We start from the raw sequence: 17944 nt of genomic DNA, 5'->3' as shown, positions 1-17944 counted from the left end.
ACGGACATATGTTGCCAACCACCACAAGGAGGAATTCATGTCCGACAAGGTCGGGATGAGCGGCGCCACCGGCGCCGGCCCCGGTCGGGGGATCTCCCGCCGGGCGCTCCTGCAGTTCGCCGGCCTCGTGGGCGCGGGCACCGTCGTCGGCTCGGCGCTGAGCGCCTGCGCGGGGCCGCAGGGCGCCGGCGGCGCCACCGGGTCCGGGGGCGGCGGCAAGCTCAGCATCGTGCTCAACCGCAACCTGGTGAGCCTCGACAACAAGCTCAACCAGTACGACGCCGCGGTCACCGTCCAACGCGCCGTCCGGCAGGCCCTGACCCGGATCGGTCAGAACCTCAAGCCCGAGCTGGTGCTGGCCCAGTCGTTCGAGCTCACCGCACCCACCACGTGGACCGTCAAGCTCCGCGACGACATCCACTACTCGGACAAGTCGCCGGTCACCGTCGAGGACGTCGAGACCGCGCTCAAGTACTACTTCCAGGTGAAGGCGAGCTTCGTCGCCGCCCAGTTCCCCGAGCAGCCCGTGTTCGCGAAGATCGACGACCGCACCTTCACGCTCACCACCAGCAAGCCGCTGGTGACGCTCGACTCCCTGATGTCGAACATCCTCATCACGCCGGCCAAGGCCAACAAGCCGGAGGAGCTGCGCGAAGGCATCGGCACCGGCCCCTTCAAGGTCGCCTCCGCCGACTCCGGCACCGGCACCTACCGCCTCGTCCGCAACGAGAACTACTGGGGCGAGAAGGCACTCCTCGACGAGGTGAACATCTCCTACCAGGAGGAGGAGGGCGGGCGGGTCATCGCGATCACCTCCGGCCAGGCCGACGTCATCGACACCATCACCCCCGAGTCGGCGGCGGCACTGAAGAAGAACAACGACATCGAGCTCATCCAGGAGCCGGGCACCCGCCTGATCCACCTCTTCTACAACTTCCGCAAGCCGGCCGGCCACCCGCTGACCAACCCCAAGGTCCGGGAGGCGCTCAGCCACGCCGTCGACCACGACTCGCTGATCTCCAGCCTGATGAACGGGGTGGTCAGCTCCGCCGAAGGCGTGGTGCCCAAGACCCTCGCCGGTTTCGTCCGCACCGGCCAGTACACCTTCGACCCGGCAAAGGCCAAGCAGATGCTGGCCGCCGAGGGTGTGTCGAAGCTCGACCTCACCTTCATCTGGGAGGAGTCCGAGTTCGCCGGCGCCGCCCGGGTGATGGAGGCGCTGGTCAGCATGCTCGGCGACGTCGGTGTGACGGTGAAGCTGAAGGAGATTCCCAAGGGTGGTGAGATCAACGCATGGCGCCGCGGTGAGTCCGGCGACTGGGACGTCCTCGGCAACGGCTACGGCAACCAGACCGGCCTGGCCATCACCAACCTGCAGGGCCAGTACGGCGGCACCGCCGAGAAGGAGAAGACCCGCGACAGCTACCACGGCTTCGTCTTCCCGGAGATCAGCGGCCTGATCGACCAGGCCGGCTCGGAGCCCGACGCCGCCAAGCGGGACGCGCTGCTCAAGCAGGCCCAGGAGAAGATCTGGGCGCTCTGGCCGGCCATGTGGGCCTGGACCCCGGACAACGTCCTGGCCAAGCGCAAGCGGGTCACCAGCCTCGAGCTTTCCCCCGCCAACTCCTACGACCTGTCCAAGGTCCGGGTGTCAGGCTGAGCAGCGCCATGCCCCGCTACCTCCTCAAGCGCCTCCTCCAGACGGTGCTCACCGCGTGGTTCACCGTCACCGTCGTCTTCGTCCTGCTGCGCATGGCACCCGGCGACCCGGCGGTGAACTACGCGCCACCCAACCCGTCCAGCGAGCAACTGGCGGCCGTACGGCACGAGTTCGGGCTCGACCAGCCCGTCCTCGGGCAGTACCTGACCTACCTGCAGCACCTGCTGCGCGGGGACATCGGCGAGTCGTTCCAGTTCCGCCAGTCCGCGTTGCAGGTGGTGCTGGACCGCCTGCCCTACACCGTCACGCTCGCCGTCGCGGCCATCGCCGTGACCGCCCTGCTGGCCATCCCGCTCGGGGTGTGGATGGCCCGCCGGGGCAACACCGCCGGGGAACTCGGCGCCAACATCGCGACCATCGCCGGGCAGTCGATGCCGGACTTCTGGATCGGCTTCGTGCTGCTGATCGTCTTCGCGGTGAACCTGCAGTGGTTCCCGCCGTCCGGGTTCACCTCGATGAGCTCGATCGTGCTGCCCTGCCTGACCATCGTCATCCTGCAGGTGGCCCTCATCTCGCGGCTCGTCCGGCGCGAGATGGTGACCAACCTCAACGCCCCGTACGTCACCATCGCCCGGTCCCGCGGCGTCTCCGAGCGCCGCCTGACCTGGCGGTACGCCTTCGCCAACTCGTCCATCCCGGTGGTCACGGCGCTGGGCACCCGCTTCGCCGCCATGCTCAACGGCGTGGTGATCGTCGAGGTCGTCTTCAAGTGGCCCGGGGTCGGCGAGCTGGTGGTGGACGCCCTGGAACGGCGGGACTTCCCGCTGATCCAGGCGACGGTGCTGGTGACGGTGGTGCTCGCCCTGCTGGTCCAACTCCTGGTGGACATGCTCTACCCCCTCATGGATCCCCGCGTCCGGCTTCAGGAGGCCCGCCGATGAGCGAACTCGCCTCTCCCACCCGTACCGCCGTGCCGCCCAAGGTGCTACGCCGGTCGGCGGCGGCGCGCAAGGCCCGTTACAGCACGATCAAGATGTGGGTCGGCGCGCTGTGCACGGGGGTCGTCGTGGTCCCGGTGGCCCTCGCCCGCGTCCTGCCGCTGCCCGACCCGGTGCACGGCGTGCTCCGGGAGACCTCGCTGCCGCCGCTGAGCCCCGGGCACCTGCTCGGCACCGACCCCAACGGCCGCGACCTGCTCTCGCGCATCCTGCACGGCGGGCAGACCTCGCTGCTTATCGGGCTGCTGGCGATCCTGCTGTCCGGGCTGATCGGCATCGTGGCCGGCGCCGCCGCCGGCTACTTCGGCGGGTGGGTGGACACCGTCATCTCGCGCCTGCTCGAGGCGCAGATGTCCCTGCCGCTGCTGCTGATGCTGCTGCTCGTCGTGGCGCTGTTCGGCCCGTCGATCCTCGTCATCACCCTGGTGATCGCCGTCGCGCAGTGGCCCGAACCGGCCCGGCTGACCCGGGCGCTCGTGCTGGTCGAACGGGGGAAACCGTACGTGGCCGCCGCCCGGGTCCTCGGGCTCGGCCGGCTGCGCATCATCGCCCGGCACATCATCCCGAACATCCTGTCCCAGACCCTGGTCGTGGTGCTCCTGCTGCTCGCCCAGGCGGTGCTGCTGGAGAGCGCGCTGAGCTTCCTCGGCGCCGGCGTGCAGCGCCCCTACCCGACCTGGGGCGGCATCATCTCCGACGGCCGTGAACTCTTCGTGACCGGCGCGTGGTGGCTGGTGACCATCCCCGGCGTCGCGATCGCCCTGCTCGTGCTCGGCGTCAATCTACTCGGGGACGGACTGCGCGACCGGGTGCGGCGCGCGAAGGCGGTGACCTCCTGATGGCCGTGCTCACTGTGCGGGACCTGACCGTCGACCTGATGACGGGGCTCGGCGCGCTGCGCGCGGTCGACGGGGTCAGCTTCAGCATCGATCCCGGCGAGACGGTGACGATCATCGGCGAGTCCGGCTCCGGCAAGTCGACCACGGCGATGGCCCTGCTCCGGCTGCTGCCGGACGACCTCGCCGTGGTCGGCGGCCACGCGGAGATCGCCGGGCGGGACGTGATCGGCAGCCGGCGGCACGTCGCCGCCCTGCGTGGCCGGACGGTGGCGCTGATCCCGCAGGACCCGATGACGGCGCTCAACCCGATCGCCACCATCGGCCGGCAGATGACCGAGGCGATCCGGCTGTCGCACCGCGGCGTCTCGAAGTCGCAGGCCCGCGAGCGGGTCCTCGACCTGCTGCGGGCGGTCCACCTCAGCCAGCCGGAGCGGCGGCTGAAGTCCTACCCGCACCAGCTCTCCGGCGGGATGCTCCAGCGGGTCCTGATCGCCATGGCGCTGTCGGCCGAGGCCGACCTCATCGTCGCCGACGAGCCCACCTCGGCGCTGGACGTGACGGTGCAGGCCGGCATCCTGGACCTGCTGCTGGAGATTCAGGAACGCACCGGCGCCGCGATGCTGCTCATCACCCACGACCTCGGGGTCGCCCGGCTGATGAGCGACCGGGTGCACGTGATGCAGTCCGGCCGGTTCGTGGAGAGCGGCGCCGTGGAGGACGTGATCGACCGGCCCCAGCACCCGTACACCAGGAAGCTGCTGGCGGCGTTGCCGAAGCTCGGGTCGTGGGACGACCCGGGAACGCCGGCCGTGCGGCAGCCGCAGGTGACGAAGGAAGGTGTGTCATGAACCAGCCCCTGCTCGACGTCCGTGGGCTTGTGGTGGAGTACGGCCTGGGCCCGGGGCTGCACCGCGCGGTCGACGACGTCTCCTTCCGGATCCCCCGCGGTGGCTCGCTGGCCGTGGTGGGCGAGTCCGGCTCGGGCAAGTCGACCATCGCCCGGGCCCTGGTCCGGCTGGTCAAGCCGGCCGCCGGGTCGATCACCTTCGACGGCGTCGACCTGGCCGGCCTCACCGAGCGGCAACTGCGACCGCTGCGGCACCGTATCCAGATGGTCTTCCAGGACCCGTACGGTTCGCTCGACCCGCACCTGGACGCTCAGCAGATCGTGGCGGAGCCGATCGCCGTACGCGGCGAGCGGTCGCGCAGCGTCCGGGAGCGGCGGGCGGCCGAGCTGCTCGACCGGGTCGGCCTGCCCCGCTCGGCGCTGCACCGCAGGCCGCACGAGTTCTCCGGCGGCCAGCGCCAGCGAATCGGCATCGCCCGGGCGCTGGCGTCCGAGCCCGACCTGCTGGTCTGCGACGAGGCGACCAGCGCCCTCGACGTCTCCGTGCAGGCGCAGGTCCTCGACATTCTCGGCACGCTGCGGCGGGAGCAGGGCCTGACGTTCCTGTTCATCTCGCACAACCTGGGAGTGGTGCGGGCGGTGAGCGACGAGGTGCTGGTGCTGCGCACCGGCCGGGTCGTCGAACAGGGCCCGACGGAGGAGGTCCTGCAGCGGCCCCGGGACGAGTACACCCGGCGGCTGCGCCGCAGCGTCCTGGAGCCGGCGCTGATCACCGGCCGCAAACCCCGCGAAATCGTCCGGCAGGTCGCGGCGGCCAGGGCGGCGGAGAGCGCGGTGGCATCATGAGGCACACCCCGCTGACCGGGCTGCGCCGCCCGCTGCCCGAACTCGTGCTGGGCACCATGACCTTCGGCGACACCGCCGACCTGGACACCGCCCGTGCCATGGTCGACGTGGCCCTGGACCACGGCCTGACCTCCTTCGACACCGCCAACGGCTACGCCGGCGGGCGCAGCGAGCAGATGCTCGGCGAGATCCTGCGGGGCCGCTGGGACCAGGTCACCGTGGCCACCAAGGCCGGCATCTACCCGGGGGACGCCGGCGGCCACCCGCTGCTGTCCCGCAAGGGCGTCCGGGCCTCCCTCGAGGCCAGCCTGCGCCGGCTCGGCACCGACCGGGTCGACCTGTTCTACCTGCATCAGCCGGACCGGTCGGTGCCGCTGGAGGAGACCGCCGAGGCGCTCGCCGACCTGGTCCGCGACGGACTGGCCGGGGCGATCGGGGTGTCGAACTACGCGGCGTGGCAGATCAGCGACGTCGCGGCGGCGTGCGCGGCCGCCGGCGCGCCGCGGCCCGTCGTGGCGCAGCAGCTGTACAACCTGGTGGCCCGTCGCATCGAGGACGAGTACGTCGAGTACGCGCGGACCCACGAACTGGCCACGGTCGTCTACAACCCGCTCGGCGGTGGCCTGCTGACCGGCCGGCACTCGTTCGACACGGCGCCGGTCGAGGGCCGATTCGGCAGCTCCGCGCTGTCGGGCATGTACCGCGACCGGTACTGGAACCGGCCGATCTTCGAGGCGGTGGAGGGGCTGTCGCACATCGCCGACGACGCCGGGATACCGCTGCCCGAGCTGTCGCTGCGCTGGCTGCTGTCCCGGGAGGTGGTGACGTCGGTCCTGCTCGGCGGGTCCAAGCCGCAGCAGCTGCGCGACAACATCCAGGCAGCGGCCCGCGGGCCGCTGCCGCGCGACGTGCTCGACGCCTGCGACGAGGTCGGCCGCGTCCTCGCCGGCCCGATGCCCGCCTACAACCGCTGACCCACCCAGGAAGGACCATCGTGACCACCGAGCAACCGCCAGCCGCCCGGCCCACCGCCCGCGCCTTCACCGACCGGCTCCGCCGCCGCGAGCGCGCGCTGGGCTACTGGGTGATCATGGACTCGCCGGTGTCCACCGAGCGTATCGCCCGGCTGGGCTACGACTACGTCTGCATCGACGCCCAGCACGGACTGGTCGAGTACGGCGGGATCCTGCGCGGCCTGACCGCGATCGACGCCGGTGGCGGCTCGGTGGGAATGGTGCGGGTCGGGGCGAACGACCCGTTCCACATCGGCCAGGCCCTCGACGCCGGCGCCGCCGGGGTGATCGTGCCGCTGGTCAACTCGGCGGACGACGCGGCGCGCGCGGTGGCCGCGGCGACGTACCCGCCGCGCGGCGTCCGGTCGTACGGGCCGATGCGCTCGGCGCTGCGGGTGGGCCCGGTGCCGGCGGAGGCCGACGCGTCGGTTGCCTGCCTGGCCATGATCGAGACCCCCGAGGGGTTGGACAACGTCGAGAAGATCTGCGCCGTGCCGGGTCTCACCGGCGTGTACGTCGGCCCCTCGGACCTGTGCCTGGCGGTCGGCGGGGCGTACCCGGGCGACCCGGCGGTGGCGGAGGTGTTCGAGGCGGCGCTGCGGCGGATCAGCCGGGCCGCCGCCGAGGCGGGCGTGGCGGCGGGGATCCACACCCCGGCCGGTGCGGACGCCGCCCGCCGACTGGCGGAGGGCTTCACGTTCGCGACGGTCTCCTCGGACCTCGTACACCTGGAACGCGCGGCGGCCGACCACCTGAGGGCCGCCGGTGGTGCGGGATGAGCCGCCCCGCCGCACCGGCCACGGACGGGCTGGTGCGGGCCCGACCGGACGGCTTCGGTGAGGCGTACCTGCCCACCCGGACGGTGCAGTCCCACGCGGCCAACCTGGCGGTGCTGCCCGACGGCGACCTGGGCTGTGTGTGGTTCGGCGGTACGCAGGAGGGAGTGGCCGACATCTGTGTCTGGTTCTCCCGCCTGCCGGCCGGCACCGACCGGTGGCGCGACCCGGTGCGACTCAGCGACGACGCCACCCGCTCCGAGCAGAATCCGGTGCTGTTCACCGCGCCCACCGGCGAGCTGTGGCTGCTGCACACCGCGCAGCACGCCGGGGACCAGGACACCGCGGTGGTCCGGGCTCGCGTGTCCGTCGACTCGGGCCGCACCTGGGGGCCGGTGCGGGACCTGCTGTCGTCCCCGCACGGCGGCGTCTTCGTGCGGCAGCCCCCGGTCGTCCTGCCGTCGGGGCGGTGGCTGCTGCCGACGTTCGCCTGCCCGAGGGTGGCCGGTCGGGCGTGGAGCGGGGAACACGACACGAGCAGCGTCTGGTTCTCCGACGACCGCGGTGGCAGCTGGCAGGAGGCGCCGGTGCCGGCATCGACCGGGCGGGTCCACATGAACATCGTGCCGCGCCCCGGCGGGGGCCTGACCGCCTACTTCCGCAGCCGCTGGGCCGACCACGTGTACCGCAGCGGCTCACCGGACGGGATCACCTGGCAGCCGCCGCACCCCGTCGGGTTGCCGAACAACAACTCCTCGATCCAGGCGGTCGCGCTGCCCGGCGGCCTGACCGCCCTGGCGTTCAACGACAGCAGCCGCCGCGACGCGGTGGCCCGCCGGGTCTCGCTGTACGACGAGATCGACGGAGCGGGAATCGTCGAGGATGCCGTCCCGCAGGTGCGGGCGGTCGAGGACGGTGACGGTGACCGGACCGCCTTCTGGGGCGCACCCCGGGCACCGCTGGTCCTCGCCGTCTCCGCCGACGACGGCTCGACCTGGCCGCGGCGCTGGCTGCTGGCCGACGGTGACGGGTACGCCCTGTCGAACAACTCCCGCGACGGGATCAACCGGGAGCTGAGCTACCCGTCGCTGATGGTGGACAGCGCGGGGGACCTGCACGTCGCGTTCACCCACCACCGGCGGGCGATCCGTTACCTGCGCGTCCCCGCCCAGATGTTGCGGACTGAAGCGGTCGGGAAACGCGACTAGGTGGAAGTCGACGGCCGGCTCCCGGCCGGTTTCGTGCCTGTTTCACCGCCGGTGCCGGCATCGGCGGACCCCGTCGAGTCGGTTCGGGTACGTATCTTTTGCCGCGGCCCGGGGTGTAGTGGGTTCGCTGCTGGCTACTGATGCCGCATGGGGGAGCCCGACGGGGTGAACGGCGCCGACGGTCGGCCGGACAGCCGGAGTTCCGGCGGCGGAGCCGGCGGGCCGGCAGCACCCGGCGGGATCGCGCGCAGGCGCCTCCGCCGGGCGGTGACGTCGCTGGCTGATCCCGAGCGGAGCGCGCCGAGAGCCGGGGTGCGCGCCGCGATCGTGCTGCCGGGTCTGTTCGCGGTCGGACAGTACGTGGTGCGCAACCAGTCGTTCGCCACGTTCACCATCTTCGGCGGCTTCGCTCTGCTGATCATGAGTGACTTCGGTGGCACCCGCCGGGAACGGACCCGCTCCTACCTGCTCGCCACCGCGGCGGGAGCGGTCCTGGTGGTGCTCGGCACGGTGGTGTCCCGCTCGGCGGTCGCCATCCCGGCCGTGATGTTCCTGCTGGCATTCGTCACCACCTTCCTCGCCGCGGTGGTGGGCGGCCACGTCAGCACGGCCCGGCTGGGCCTGCTGCTCTCCTTCGTCCTGGCCGTCACGCTGCCCCCCGCCGCGGGGCAGCTTCCGATGCGGGTGGCCGGATGGCTGTTCGCCGGCCTCGCCGCGACCCTCGCCGGCCTGCTGCTGCCCCGCGCCGGGCCGGTGGCGCTGACCCGTGCCGCCGGCGCGGCCTGCCGCGCGGCAGCCGACCTGATCGATGCGATGGCGCGCACTCCGGACGATCCGGGTCTCAGCCGGCTCCGGCAGGCGGCGGCGGAGGCGGTCGACACGGCTCGCCGCCGGTACGCCGGCACGGCGAGCCGGTCGATCGGCTCGCGGCATCGACTGCGCGGGTACGCCGAACTCATCGGCGATCTGCAGTTGATCGTGGGCGTCGCCGGTCATCCGCTGTACCGGCCCGAACACCTCGCCCGGCGGGGCACCGGAACCGAGGGTGAGTTGGTGGCGGCGATGTCGGGCGTCCTGCGGGCCAGCGCCGCCACGCTGGCGGGCCGGGCGGGCGGGCCGGACGTCCGTGCGGTCGACGAGCGGCGGTGGGCGCACCGGCGCGCGCTGGAGCGGTGGGTGCGGCGGTCGCTGGGCCCATCAACAGCCGGTGAGCAGATCCTCGCCGCGTTGAACGTCGACCACACGCTGCGCGTGCTGGCATACCTGGCGACAGCGGTGGCGGCCAACGCAACGGCGGCGGCGGGCCAGGACACCGGCGCCCGGAGCAGTGGACGAGGCCGGGAGGTCCTGGGCGACCAGCAGGTCCGCCATCGGCGGCTGCGGTGGCTGGCGTCCTCCGCGGCGCCGGGCTCGATCGCGTTGCAGGACAGCCTGCGGGCCGCGGTCGGCCTGGCGGTGTCGGTGTGGCTCGCCGTTCGGCTGGGCCTGCCACACGCGTTCTGGGTGGTGCTGGGTACGTTGCAGGTGCTGCGGACCAACGCCCTGGGAACCGCCCGCTCGGTGCTTCGTGCCATCGCCGGCAACGTGGTGGGTGTCGCCGTCGGTTCGGCCGTGGTCATCGCGACCGCCGGGCACCCGGCGTGGCTGTGGGCGGTGCTGCCGGCCGCGGTGTTCCTGTCCGCGTACACCTCCGGCTCCCAGCGGTTCCTGCTCAGCCAGGCCGCGTTCACGGTCGACCTGATGATCATTTTCAACCTGCTCGCCCCGGTGGGATGGCGCTTGGGCCTGATCCGGCTGGAGGACGTCGCCGTCGGGGTCGCCGTCAGCGTCGCGCTCAGCCTGCTGCTGTGGCCGCACGGGACGCGCCGGCAGTTCATCCGGAGTGTCGCCGCGTACCAACGGGCCGCGATCGGGCGGCTCCGGCACGCCTTCGACCGGGTGCTGGCCGTCGGCGCCGAACAGCTGCCCGCTCCGGCCCCGCCGGCGGGCGCCCGGACCCGGGCCGAGCTGGCGCTCGGCGCCTACCTGGCCGAGCGGTCGGCCGGACCGCTCGACTCCTCGACGGCTGTGGCCCTGCTGTCCGGGGCCAACTACCTGGCCATGGCGGCCAACCTGCTGGAGAACGCGGTCACCGAGTTCGGCTACCGGGCCGACGAGTGCCGGGACGCGGTCGAGCCCGTCCGAACGGCGCAGCAGGCGCTGCTGAGCGGGCTGGGGCGGCTGGCCGACCGGTTGGCCGACACGAGGTCCGGATCATCCTGGCCGGCCCTGCCGGATCTGGACGGGCCGGTGCGTACCTGCCTGCAACGGTGGCGTGACGACGAGGCGGCGGCCGGATCCGCGATGGCGCTGGTGGTCGCGACCGAATGGATCCGCAGCATCCACCAGGTCGGCGACGACCTGGCCGAACCCGTCGACCGTGCGGTCGCGGTGGCGCGCCGGCCCTGGTGGCGCTGACCGGCCGCACGAGCTGCCGCCCGCTGCCGCCGTAGCGACGGCGGATCGCGGGCGTGCGGAAGAAGGCGCTCGCCGGCAACGGCCGGATCGGCTACGCTCGCCGCTCGACACGCCCAGTCGTGACATGTTCATCCGCAGGTCACCGGCCTGTCGCCGGCTCGGTCTCCGACACGGGGACAGTGGCCGTCCGACGCCCGGCCTCCGGACACCGGCGTCGCCACCCCATCCCGTACGCACGCCGAAGGCAGGCCGCCGTGTCCGAGCCCGTCACCGACCCCGTCGCCGGTCCGCTGGCCGAGATCGTCGCCGACGTCCTGCCCGCCGACGTGCCCGAGGCCGTCATCGGCGACGTCATCGCCGAACTGCTGCCCGCCGAGGGCCCGCAGGTGCTCGCCGACGATCCGGTGCAGGCCGCCGCCGCGATCACCGAGCTGGTCGAGGCCGCGACCCGGCAGGTGTTCGCCCCCGACCCGCTGGCCGATCCGGTCGCGGCCCTCACCACGCCCGCGCCGGAGCCGACCGATCCAGCCACGTCGGCCGCCGCCCGCGCCGGCGTCGACATCCGCCCGGTCGACACGCACGTCGACGTCGCCGCCGCCGTCAGCGTCCTCGACGGGGTCTTCGCCCCGGGCGCCGGACACCACTTCTATCCACCAAGCCTGCTGCGCAACCTGCTCGCCGCCGGCGCTCCGATGCTGCTGGCCTGGGACAACGAGATCCCCGTCGGCGTGGTGCTCGCGTTGCCGGGGTGGACCGCCAACGGCCAGCCGCTGGTGCAGTCCGGCCCGATGGCGGTGTTGCCCACCGCCCGCGGCCGCGGCGTGTCGGTCGCGCTGAAGCTCGCCCAGCGGGCCTGGGCGATCGACCGGGGCGTCACCGAGATCCGCTGGACGTTCGACGCCATGGCCGCGGTCAACGCCAACCTCAACCTGCGCCGGCTCGGCGCGACCGTGGAGGCGTTCCTGCCCGGCTACGAGGGTCTCCGCGACGCCGACAGCCACACCCCACTGCCCTACGACCGGTTGCTCGTCGCCTGGCACCTCACCGGCACGCCCGCCGTACCCGCCGACGGCGCCGCCACACCGGTGTGGGCGGTCGCCGCCGCCCCGGACGGGCTGCCGGTGCTCGACCCGGCCTGGGCCGCCGCTCCCGCCGCGCTGGTCGCGGTGCCGGCCGACATCTCCGCGCTGCGCCGCGACGACCCGGCCGCGGCCAGCGCCTGGCAGCACGCCGTCGGCGCTGTGCTGCAGGAGGCGCTTGCGGCCGGCTGGCAGGCCGGCTGGGATCCCCGCGGCGCCTACCGGCTCACCCCGCCGCGCACCCGCTGACCGCGCGACCGGACGAAGATCACGCCGGTTGCGGGACGCGGCACCACGCCCCGAAGTGGTTGAGTGGGCCGGTGCCGCGTCCGTCATCTGTGACACCAAACCTGTCCGGGATGGGAGCGTGATGTTCGCTCCGCTGCGGTTCGCCGCGTTCCGCTACCTCGCGACCGGCCGCCTGGTGAACATGCTGGGCAACGGGGTTGCTCCCATCGCGCTGGCCTTCGCCGTGCTCGATCTGACCGGCTCGGTGCGCGACCTGGGCCTGGTGGTTGGCGCACGGTCGCTGCTGAACGTGCTGTTCGTGCTCTTCGGCGGGGTGGTAGCCGACCGGATTCCGCGCCGGGTGGTGCTGGTCGGCTCCAATCTGCTCGGCGCGTCGACCCAGGCGGCGGTGGCCGCTCTGGTGCTCACCGGTACGGCGACGATCCCGCTGTTGCTGGCGCTCAGCGCGGCCAACGGCGTCGTGAGCGCGCTGGCCCAGCCGGCCTCGGCCGCCGCGACGCCGCAGACCGTGCCGCCGGACATGATCCAGCCGGCCAACGCGATCATCCGGCTCGGCATGAACGCGGGCATGATCGGAGGCGCCGCGCTCGGCGGGCTCCTGGTGGCCGCCGTCGGCCCCGGCTGGGGCCTCGCCATCGACGCGCTCACCTTCGCCATCGCGGCCGTCGCCTTCACCGGAGTCCGGGTCGCCGCCCCGAGGGCACGGACCAGTGGCACGAGCATCGTCGCCGACCTCCGTGAGGGATGGACCGAGTTCACCGCGCGGACCTGGGTCTGGGTGGTGGTGCTCGGCTTCATGATCCTCAATGCGGCCCTCGCCGGCGGCGTGAACGTGCTGGGCCCGGCCGTCGCCGATGCGACGATCGGCCGCAGCGCCTGGGGGGTGGTGCTGGCCGCGGAGACCGCCGGAATGGTCGTCGGCGGGCTGGTCGCCCTGCGGATCCGGGTACGCCGGCTGCTGCTGCTCGGGGTGGCCTGCATGTTCGCCGAGTCGTTCCTGCTGTTGGCGCTGGCCCTGGCGCCGACCGTCGCCGTGCTGCTGGCCGCCGGCGTGGCCGTCGGCATCGCCGTGGAACAGTTCGCGGTCGCCTGGGACACCTCGATCGCGCAGCACATCCCCGCCGAACGGCTGGCCCGCGTCTACTCGTACGACATGTTGGGCTCCTTCGTCGCCATCCCACTCGGCCAGGTGGCGGTCGGACCGATCGCCGCGGTGATCGGCCCCCGCGACACGCTGCTGATCCTCGCGGCGTTGGTGGTGCTCGCCGTACTCGGCATGTTGGCCAGCCGGGACGTCCGTCGGCTGCCGGCGGCGGCCCCCGCCCGGGCGGCCGACGCAGGGTCGGCCGAGCACGTTCCCCCCGGGCCGGGGGACGGCCCGGTCACGGCACCTGCCGGACCGGCCGTCCCCACCTGAGCCACATCCGTCGGGAGCAACGATCGGCGCGGGGAACGAGGACTACGGATGCAGGTCGGTCCGCGCTTGGCCGGTGGACGGGTCGTAGGGGTACGACAGGTGCTGGTGGATCATCAACCAGGCGCCGTCTCGCCGTTCGAAGATCCGGGTTCCGCGCGACCAACTGTCGGCGGTCTGGCCGTCGGTCGGCGTCACCCGGACCTGGTTGAGACCCCAGGCGACCGCCAGATCGCCGTTGACCAGGATCTTCAGGTCGGGCACCTGCCAGGTGACGCTGCCGTCGCCGGCGGCGTCGAGGCCGGCCTTGCAGACCTCGCGTACCGCCTGCACGCCGACGTGCTGCAGCGGATGGTCGTGTTCGTAGGAGATGACGTCGTCGGCGATGCCCGCCATCAGGCCGTCGAGGTCCTTCGCGGCGGTGCGGTCGAACCACCGCTGGTGCAGCCGGCGCAGGTCCTGCTCGGCGGCGTCGTCGCGCCGGTCGGGGTGGACGTCAGCGGGGGCCGGGTCGGTGAGTGGGAAGGAGTGGTGCTCGTGGGCGACGACCCACCGGCCGTCCTGCTTGCGGAGGCCTAGCGTCAGCCGGAGCCGGTTGTCGGGATCGTGGGCGAACTCGTCCGGGGTGCCGCAGCGCAGCAGCGCGTACGCGAAGGCAACCTCGTCGCCGGCGGTGATGTCCAGCGACTCGATCTCGAACGAGGCGCCCTGGGCCTGCCACTGGAAGAACGGCGGCCAGGTTTCCCGGTAGGCGTCCAGGCCGCGGACGCCCTGCTGCGGTGGCGGCACGTCGAACATCACGATGTCCTTGGCGTGGTCGGCAAGGACGGCGTTGAGGTCACCGCGGTGGACCGCGTCGGCCCAGCGCTCGATCAGGGTGCGGATCTGTTCCTCGTCGGTAGGCATGCTCCGTGGGGCCCTCTCGGTTTGGTGTGTCCGTCAGGACTACAACCCGAGCCGGCCCGGAAACTCATCGCGCGCCGTCAGACTTTCTCGGCCAACTGTGCCGGCAGGCCGAAGGTGGGAAAGTGGGCGTCCAGGAACGAGACCACCTCGGCCACCCGGCCACCACGCAGCGTGAGCAGGTCCAGGCCGGCCGGGACGTACGCGAGGCGCTCGTCGTCCCATCGGTAGGTGCCGAACGCGAGCTGCCCGTTGGCCCGCACCGGCCGGAAGCGCCAGCGATGCTGGAGCACCGCCTCGACCAGGAACTCGCGGACGGCGTCCCGGCCCTCGTACCAGGTGCTCAGCGGTGGCATCGAGTACCGTGCGTCCTCGGTCAGCATCGCCACGATGGCGTCGACGTCGCCGGCCTCCCACGCGGTCAGATACCGCTTGACCACCTCCCGCTGCGTCGCGTCGCCCAGCGCGTCCAGGCTCTGTCGCTGACTGGTCTGCGGCAGCAGGTCGGCGAGCACCTTCCGGGCTCGCTGCAGGGCGCTGTTGACCGCGGCGACCGTGGTGTCCAACAGCTCGGCCGCCTCGGCGGCGGAGTAACCGAGCACCTCGCGGAGCAGCAGGACGGCTCGCTGCCGAGGCGACAGGTGCTGCAGGGCGGCGACGAACGCCAGCTCGACGCTCTCCCGCGCGAGCACGCGGTCCTCCGGGCTCAGCCGTGCGGTCCAGCCCATCAGCTGATCCGGGTACGGTTCCAGCCACGCCCGTTCCGCCAGCGGCGCACCCTCGGAGCTCAGATCCGCGGGCAGCTCCCGCCGCCCCCTGCGCTCGACGAGCGTCAACGACCGGTTCGTCGCGATCTTGTACAGCCATGGCCGGATCGATCCGTGGTGCTCGAACCGCTGCAGGCTGCGCCAAGCCCGGTCCAGCGCGTCCTGGACGGCATCCTCCGCGTCATGAACCGAACCGAGCATCCGGTAACAGTGCGCCCGCAACTCGTCGCGCATCGGCCCGACGAGCCGGCCGAAGGCATCCCCGTCGCCGGCACGCGCTGCGGTGAGCAACTCCGTCACCGACGGCTCTCCGCCCTGCTCGGTCCGCACGTGCCAGCTCCGTCCTGATGCGCCACCGGCACCCACGCTAGTGCGGCGTGTCCGCCCACGGGTGCGCCGGTGCCGGGCGCGGGCTCAGCGGTGCTGTCGGATCCGGTCCCAGGTGCTCGGCGGCTCCAGCCCGGCTCCGGTGCGCAGCGGGGTGGCGATCGGGGTACCCGCGCCGGCGACCGCGGTGACCCGGCCGTGTTCGGTCTCGGCCGGCAGCCGTGCCGGCACGGCCGGGATGTCGACGTCCAGCCGTACCCGCATGCCGGGCCAGCCCACCACGGTCAGGTCCTGCACGGCGGTGAGCGTCGTGCCGCCGTCGAGCGGGCCGCGGACGGTGGCGACCTGATCGCCGGCCCGGATGACGGGGTGTACCGCGATCGCCGTGGCGGCGGTGCGGACCAGCGGTCGGGTCGCCCGGAACACCCGGTCCAGTTGCTCGGGGGTGTGGGCGCCGGGCTGCCCGAGGACGGCGCCCACGATGGTGAAGTTCCGGCCGCCCACCTTGACGACGGCGGCGAAGACCAGGCAGCCGCCGGCCTGGTCGGTGGAGCCGGTCTTGATCCCCACGACGCCGTCCTTGCCGACCAGGGAGTTGTAGTTGCGTACGGTGCCGGCGACCGGCAGGGTGGCGGTCTTCTGCGCCACGATCTCCGCGAACGCCGGCAGTTCCATCGCCTTGCGGGCCAGGATCACCTGGTCGACGGCGGTGCTGACGGTGCCCGGGTCGTACCCGGACGGGTCGGTGTAGTGGGTGCCGGTCATGCCGAGCGCCGCGGCGGTGTCGTTCATCTTGGCGACGAATGCCTGGATGCTGCCGGCGTCCCAGGCGGCGAGGATCCGCGCCATGTTGTTCGCCGAGGGGAGCAGCAGCGCCTGCAGCGCCTGGCGTTCGGTGAAGACCGCGCCCGCGACGACCGGCACGAGGGACTCGCCGCGCGCCTGCTCCTTCGGGTACGCGGCGGCCTGCTGCGCGGTGACGGTGAGCGTCGGGCCCTGCTCGCCCCGGTCGAGGGGGTGTTCGGTCAGGATGACGTAGGCCGTCATCACCTTGGTCACGCTCGCGATCGGCACCGGCTTGCGCCCGCCTGAGGTGCCGAGCGAGCCGACCCCCTCGACCGAGAGGGCCGCCTGCCCGGTCTTCGGCCATGGCACCTTCGGTGCCTTGCCGGGGATGGTGGTCGACGCGGGCAGGGTCCGGGTGATCGTCGGGGCGGGCAGTGGGCGGCGCAGCGGCGAGACCGCGACCAGCGCGGTGGCGGCGAGGAGCAGGGCCAGCAGGCCGCTGATCAGCAACCGGTGACCGCGTCGGCGCCCCTGGTTCGCCGGTTGGGGCGGGACCGCTTTGATCACCTGGGTCGTCGCGGAGTCGAGCATCTGGTTATGTCCCCCCGGGTGGCAGGCCGGCGTGTGCCACGGCGCGCTGATGTCGGTGTCGCTGCTGTCGGCGCACGATCAAGTTCGGTCGGGCAGCCGCTGCAGACGGATCGTTCCTCGGTGCGGACCCGTCGGCAAGGGGCGCATCCGTTACCCATGCGAATCGCACAGCTTCTTCACACCCGGCCGGTTAGCTCCTGATCACCACGACAGGAATCACGCCGATGGAGATCGCCCGATGTATGAATACGACGGCCGGACGGGGTACGAGCCGATCAGCGACGTCGACCGCAAGGAGTTCCACGAGCAGGGCTTTCTGCTGCTGCGTGGCGTGCTGACCGAGGAACACCGGGCGGCACTTGAGCAGGCGGTGGACCGGATCCACGGGCGGGCGACCGCCACCGGCAACACCGGCCCGGACGGTTCCCTGCACCTGCTGGGTTTCCTCGAGCGCGACCACCTTTTCGGTGACCTGCTCACTCATCCCGTGACGTTTCCCTATGTGTGGGGGTTGCTCGGCTGGAACATCTATACGCATCACCACCATCTGGACGTGACACCGCCGGCGCGGGAGCCGGAGCGCCCGTACTGGGGGTGGCACCAGGACGGTTATCGGCAGAATTCCGACCCGGAGACGCTGGATCCGGCGGTGCCCCGGCCGATGTTCTCGCTCAAGGTGGCCTACGTGCTGTCCGACCTCACCGAGACGGGTCGCGGCGCCACGAAGATCATCCCAGGCAGCCAGGTGCGGAACAGCCTGCCTCGACCCGACGACGTGTCGGCGCACCATCCGGATCCCGCGGGCACGGTGGAGATCACCGCCGAGCCGGGCGACGCGTTCGTCTTCGACCGCCGGCTCTGGCACTCCCGATCGACGAACCGCTCTGCGATCACCCGCAAGATGCTCTTCGTCGGCTACACGTACCGCTGGATCCGGCCGCTCGACGACCTGCACGTCGACCGGGAGGGGCCGTGGTGGGCGGCCCGTACGCCGGTGCAACGCCAGTTGCTGGGCGACGGGAAGCACACGGCCAACTACTGGGGCATCAACTGGGACGGGCACGTGGACGACGACATCCCCCTGCGCCAGGAACTCAAGCATCGCGGGCTGCTCGACCGGAGGATCCCCTGGCTCCGCTGAAGCCGCCGGCATGGCTACCCTCTGCGACGAGGGCCGCGCGTCG

Annotated in this window: 15 protein-coding genes; 12 read left to right on the top strand and 3 right to left on the bottom strand. The window is 72.4% G+C overall.

Annotated features, from left to right (window positions below):
* Positions 1-37 precede the first annotated feature (37 nt).
* The 11 genes from ACGF4F_RS13230 to ACGF4F_RS13180 all read left to right on the top strand — a co-directional run bounded on the left by ACGF4F_RS13230 (position 38) and on the right by ACGF4F_RS13180 (position 13389).
* Positions 38-1660, top strand: a complete 1623-nt coding sequence (locus tag ACGF4F_RS13230; protein WP_393077309.1) for an ABC transporter substrate-binding protein — start codon at positions 38-40, stop codon at positions 1658-1660.
* Between the two features lie 8 nt (positions 1661-1668).
* Positions 1669-2601 carry an ABC transporter permease gene (locus ACGF4F_RS13225; protein ID WP_357443612.1) on the top strand — a complete coding sequence of 311 codons (933 nt, stop codon included), beginning with the start codon at positions 1669-1671 and terminating at the stop codon, positions 2599-2601.
* The gene (locus tag ACGF4F_RS13220) at positions 2598-3497 is read left to right on the top strand and encodes an ABC transporter permease (protein WP_393077306.1); all 900 of its coding nucleotides are present in this window, start codon (positions 2598-2600) and stop codon (positions 3495-3497) included. The genes ACGF4F_RS13225 and ACGF4F_RS13220 overlap by 4 nt, the downstream gene beginning before the upstream one ends.
* A complete protein-coding gene (locus ACGF4F_RS13215) occupies positions 3497-4345 on the top strand; it encodes an ABC transporter ATP-binding protein (protein WP_393077303.1) in 849 nt (282 codons plus the stop codon). The genes ACGF4F_RS13220 and ACGF4F_RS13215 overlap by 1 nt, the downstream gene beginning before the upstream one ends.
* Complete coding sequence (locus tag ACGF4F_RS13210) at positions 4342-5190, top strand: ATP-binding cassette domain-containing protein (protein ID WP_393077300.1); 849 nt, start codon at positions 4342-4344, stop codon at positions 5188-5190. The genes ACGF4F_RS13215 and ACGF4F_RS13210 overlap by 4 nt, the downstream gene beginning before the upstream one ends.
* On the top strand, positions 5187-6164 hold the full coding sequence (locus ACGF4F_RS13205) for an aldo/keto reductase (protein ID WP_393077298.1): 978 nt from the start codon (positions 5187-5189) through the stop codon (positions 6162-6164). Before ACGF4F_RS13210 ends, ACGF4F_RS13205 begins: the two co-directional genes overlap by 4 nt.
* Positions 6165-6184: 20 nt before the next feature.
* On the top strand, positions 6185-6982 hold the full coding sequence (locus ACGF4F_RS13200; protein WP_357443605.1) for an aldolase/citrate lyase family protein: 798 nt from the start codon (positions 6185-6187) through the stop codon (positions 6980-6982).
* Positions 6979-8187 (top strand): exo-alpha-sialidase, encoded by a 1209-nt coding sequence (locus ACGF4F_RS13195; RefSeq protein WP_357443604.1) that lies wholly within the window; start codon positions 6979-6981, stop codon positions 8185-8187. Before ACGF4F_RS13200 ends, ACGF4F_RS13195 begins: the two co-directional genes overlap by 4 nt.
* A gap of 312 nt (positions 8188-8499) precedes the next feature.
* Complete coding sequence (locus ACGF4F_RS13190; RefSeq protein WP_357443602.1) at positions 8500-10644, top strand: FUSC family protein; 2145 nt, start codon at positions 8500-8502, stop codon at positions 10642-10644.
* 254 nt (positions 10645-10898) lie between these two features.
* Positions 10899-11972 carry a hypothetical protein gene (locus ACGF4F_RS13185; protein ID WP_357443600.1) on the top strand — a complete coding sequence of 358 codons (1074 nt, stop codon included), beginning with the start codon at positions 10899-10901 and terminating at the stop codon, positions 11970-11972.
* A 121-nt stretch (positions 11973-12093) separates the two neighbouring features.
* Positions 12094-13389 (top strand): MFS transporter, encoded by a 1296-nt coding sequence (locus tag ACGF4F_RS13180; protein ID WP_357443686.1) that lies wholly within the window; start codon positions 12094-12096, stop codon positions 13387-13389.
* A 42-nt stretch (positions 13390-13431) separates the two neighbouring features.
* Here the strand turns inward: ACGF4F_RS13180 and ACGF4F_RS13175 are convergent, their stop codons facing one another.
* The 3 genes from ACGF4F_RS13175 to ACGF4F_RS13165 form a co-directional block, all read right to left on the bottom strand.
* The gene (locus ACGF4F_RS13175; protein ID WP_357443598.1) at positions 13432-14292 is read right to left on the bottom strand and encodes an SgcJ/EcaC family oxidoreductase; all 861 of its coding nucleotides are present in this window, start codon (positions 14290-14292) and stop codon (positions 13432-13434) included.
* 77 nt (positions 14293-14369) lie between these two features.
* Positions 14370-15386: a sigma-70 family RNA polymerase sigma factor gene (locus ACGF4F_RS13170; RefSeq protein ID WP_357443596.1), complete on the bottom strand. Its 1017-nt coding sequence runs from the start codon at positions 15384-15386 to the stop codon at positions 14370-14372.
* An 84-nt stretch (positions 15387-15470) separates the two neighbouring features.
* Entirely contained in the window at positions 15471-16760 is a 1290-nt protein-coding gene (locus tag ACGF4F_RS13165; protein ID WP_393077292.1) for a D-alanyl-D-alanine carboxypeptidase family protein, read from the bottom strand.
* A gap of 238 nt (positions 16761-16998) precedes the next feature.
* On the opposite strand from ACGF4F_RS13165, the gene ACGF4F_RS13160 reads away from it, so the two are divergent.
* Entirely contained in the window at positions 16999-17901 is a 903-nt protein-coding gene (locus ACGF4F_RS13160; protein ID WP_357443592.1) for a phytanoyl-CoA dioxygenase family protein, read from the top strand.
* The last annotated feature ends 43 nt before the right edge of the window (positions 17902-17944 follow it).

It is taken from the genome of Micromonospora sp. NPDC047740 (assembly GCF_043204735.1).
In the GTDB taxonomy this organism is placed as follows: domain Bacteria; phylum Actinomycetota; class Actinomycetes; order Mycobacteriales; family Micromonosporaceae; genus Micromonospora.
Note: the sequence above shows the minus strand (reverse complement) of the source record. Positions and strands in the feature narration are given on the sequence as shown.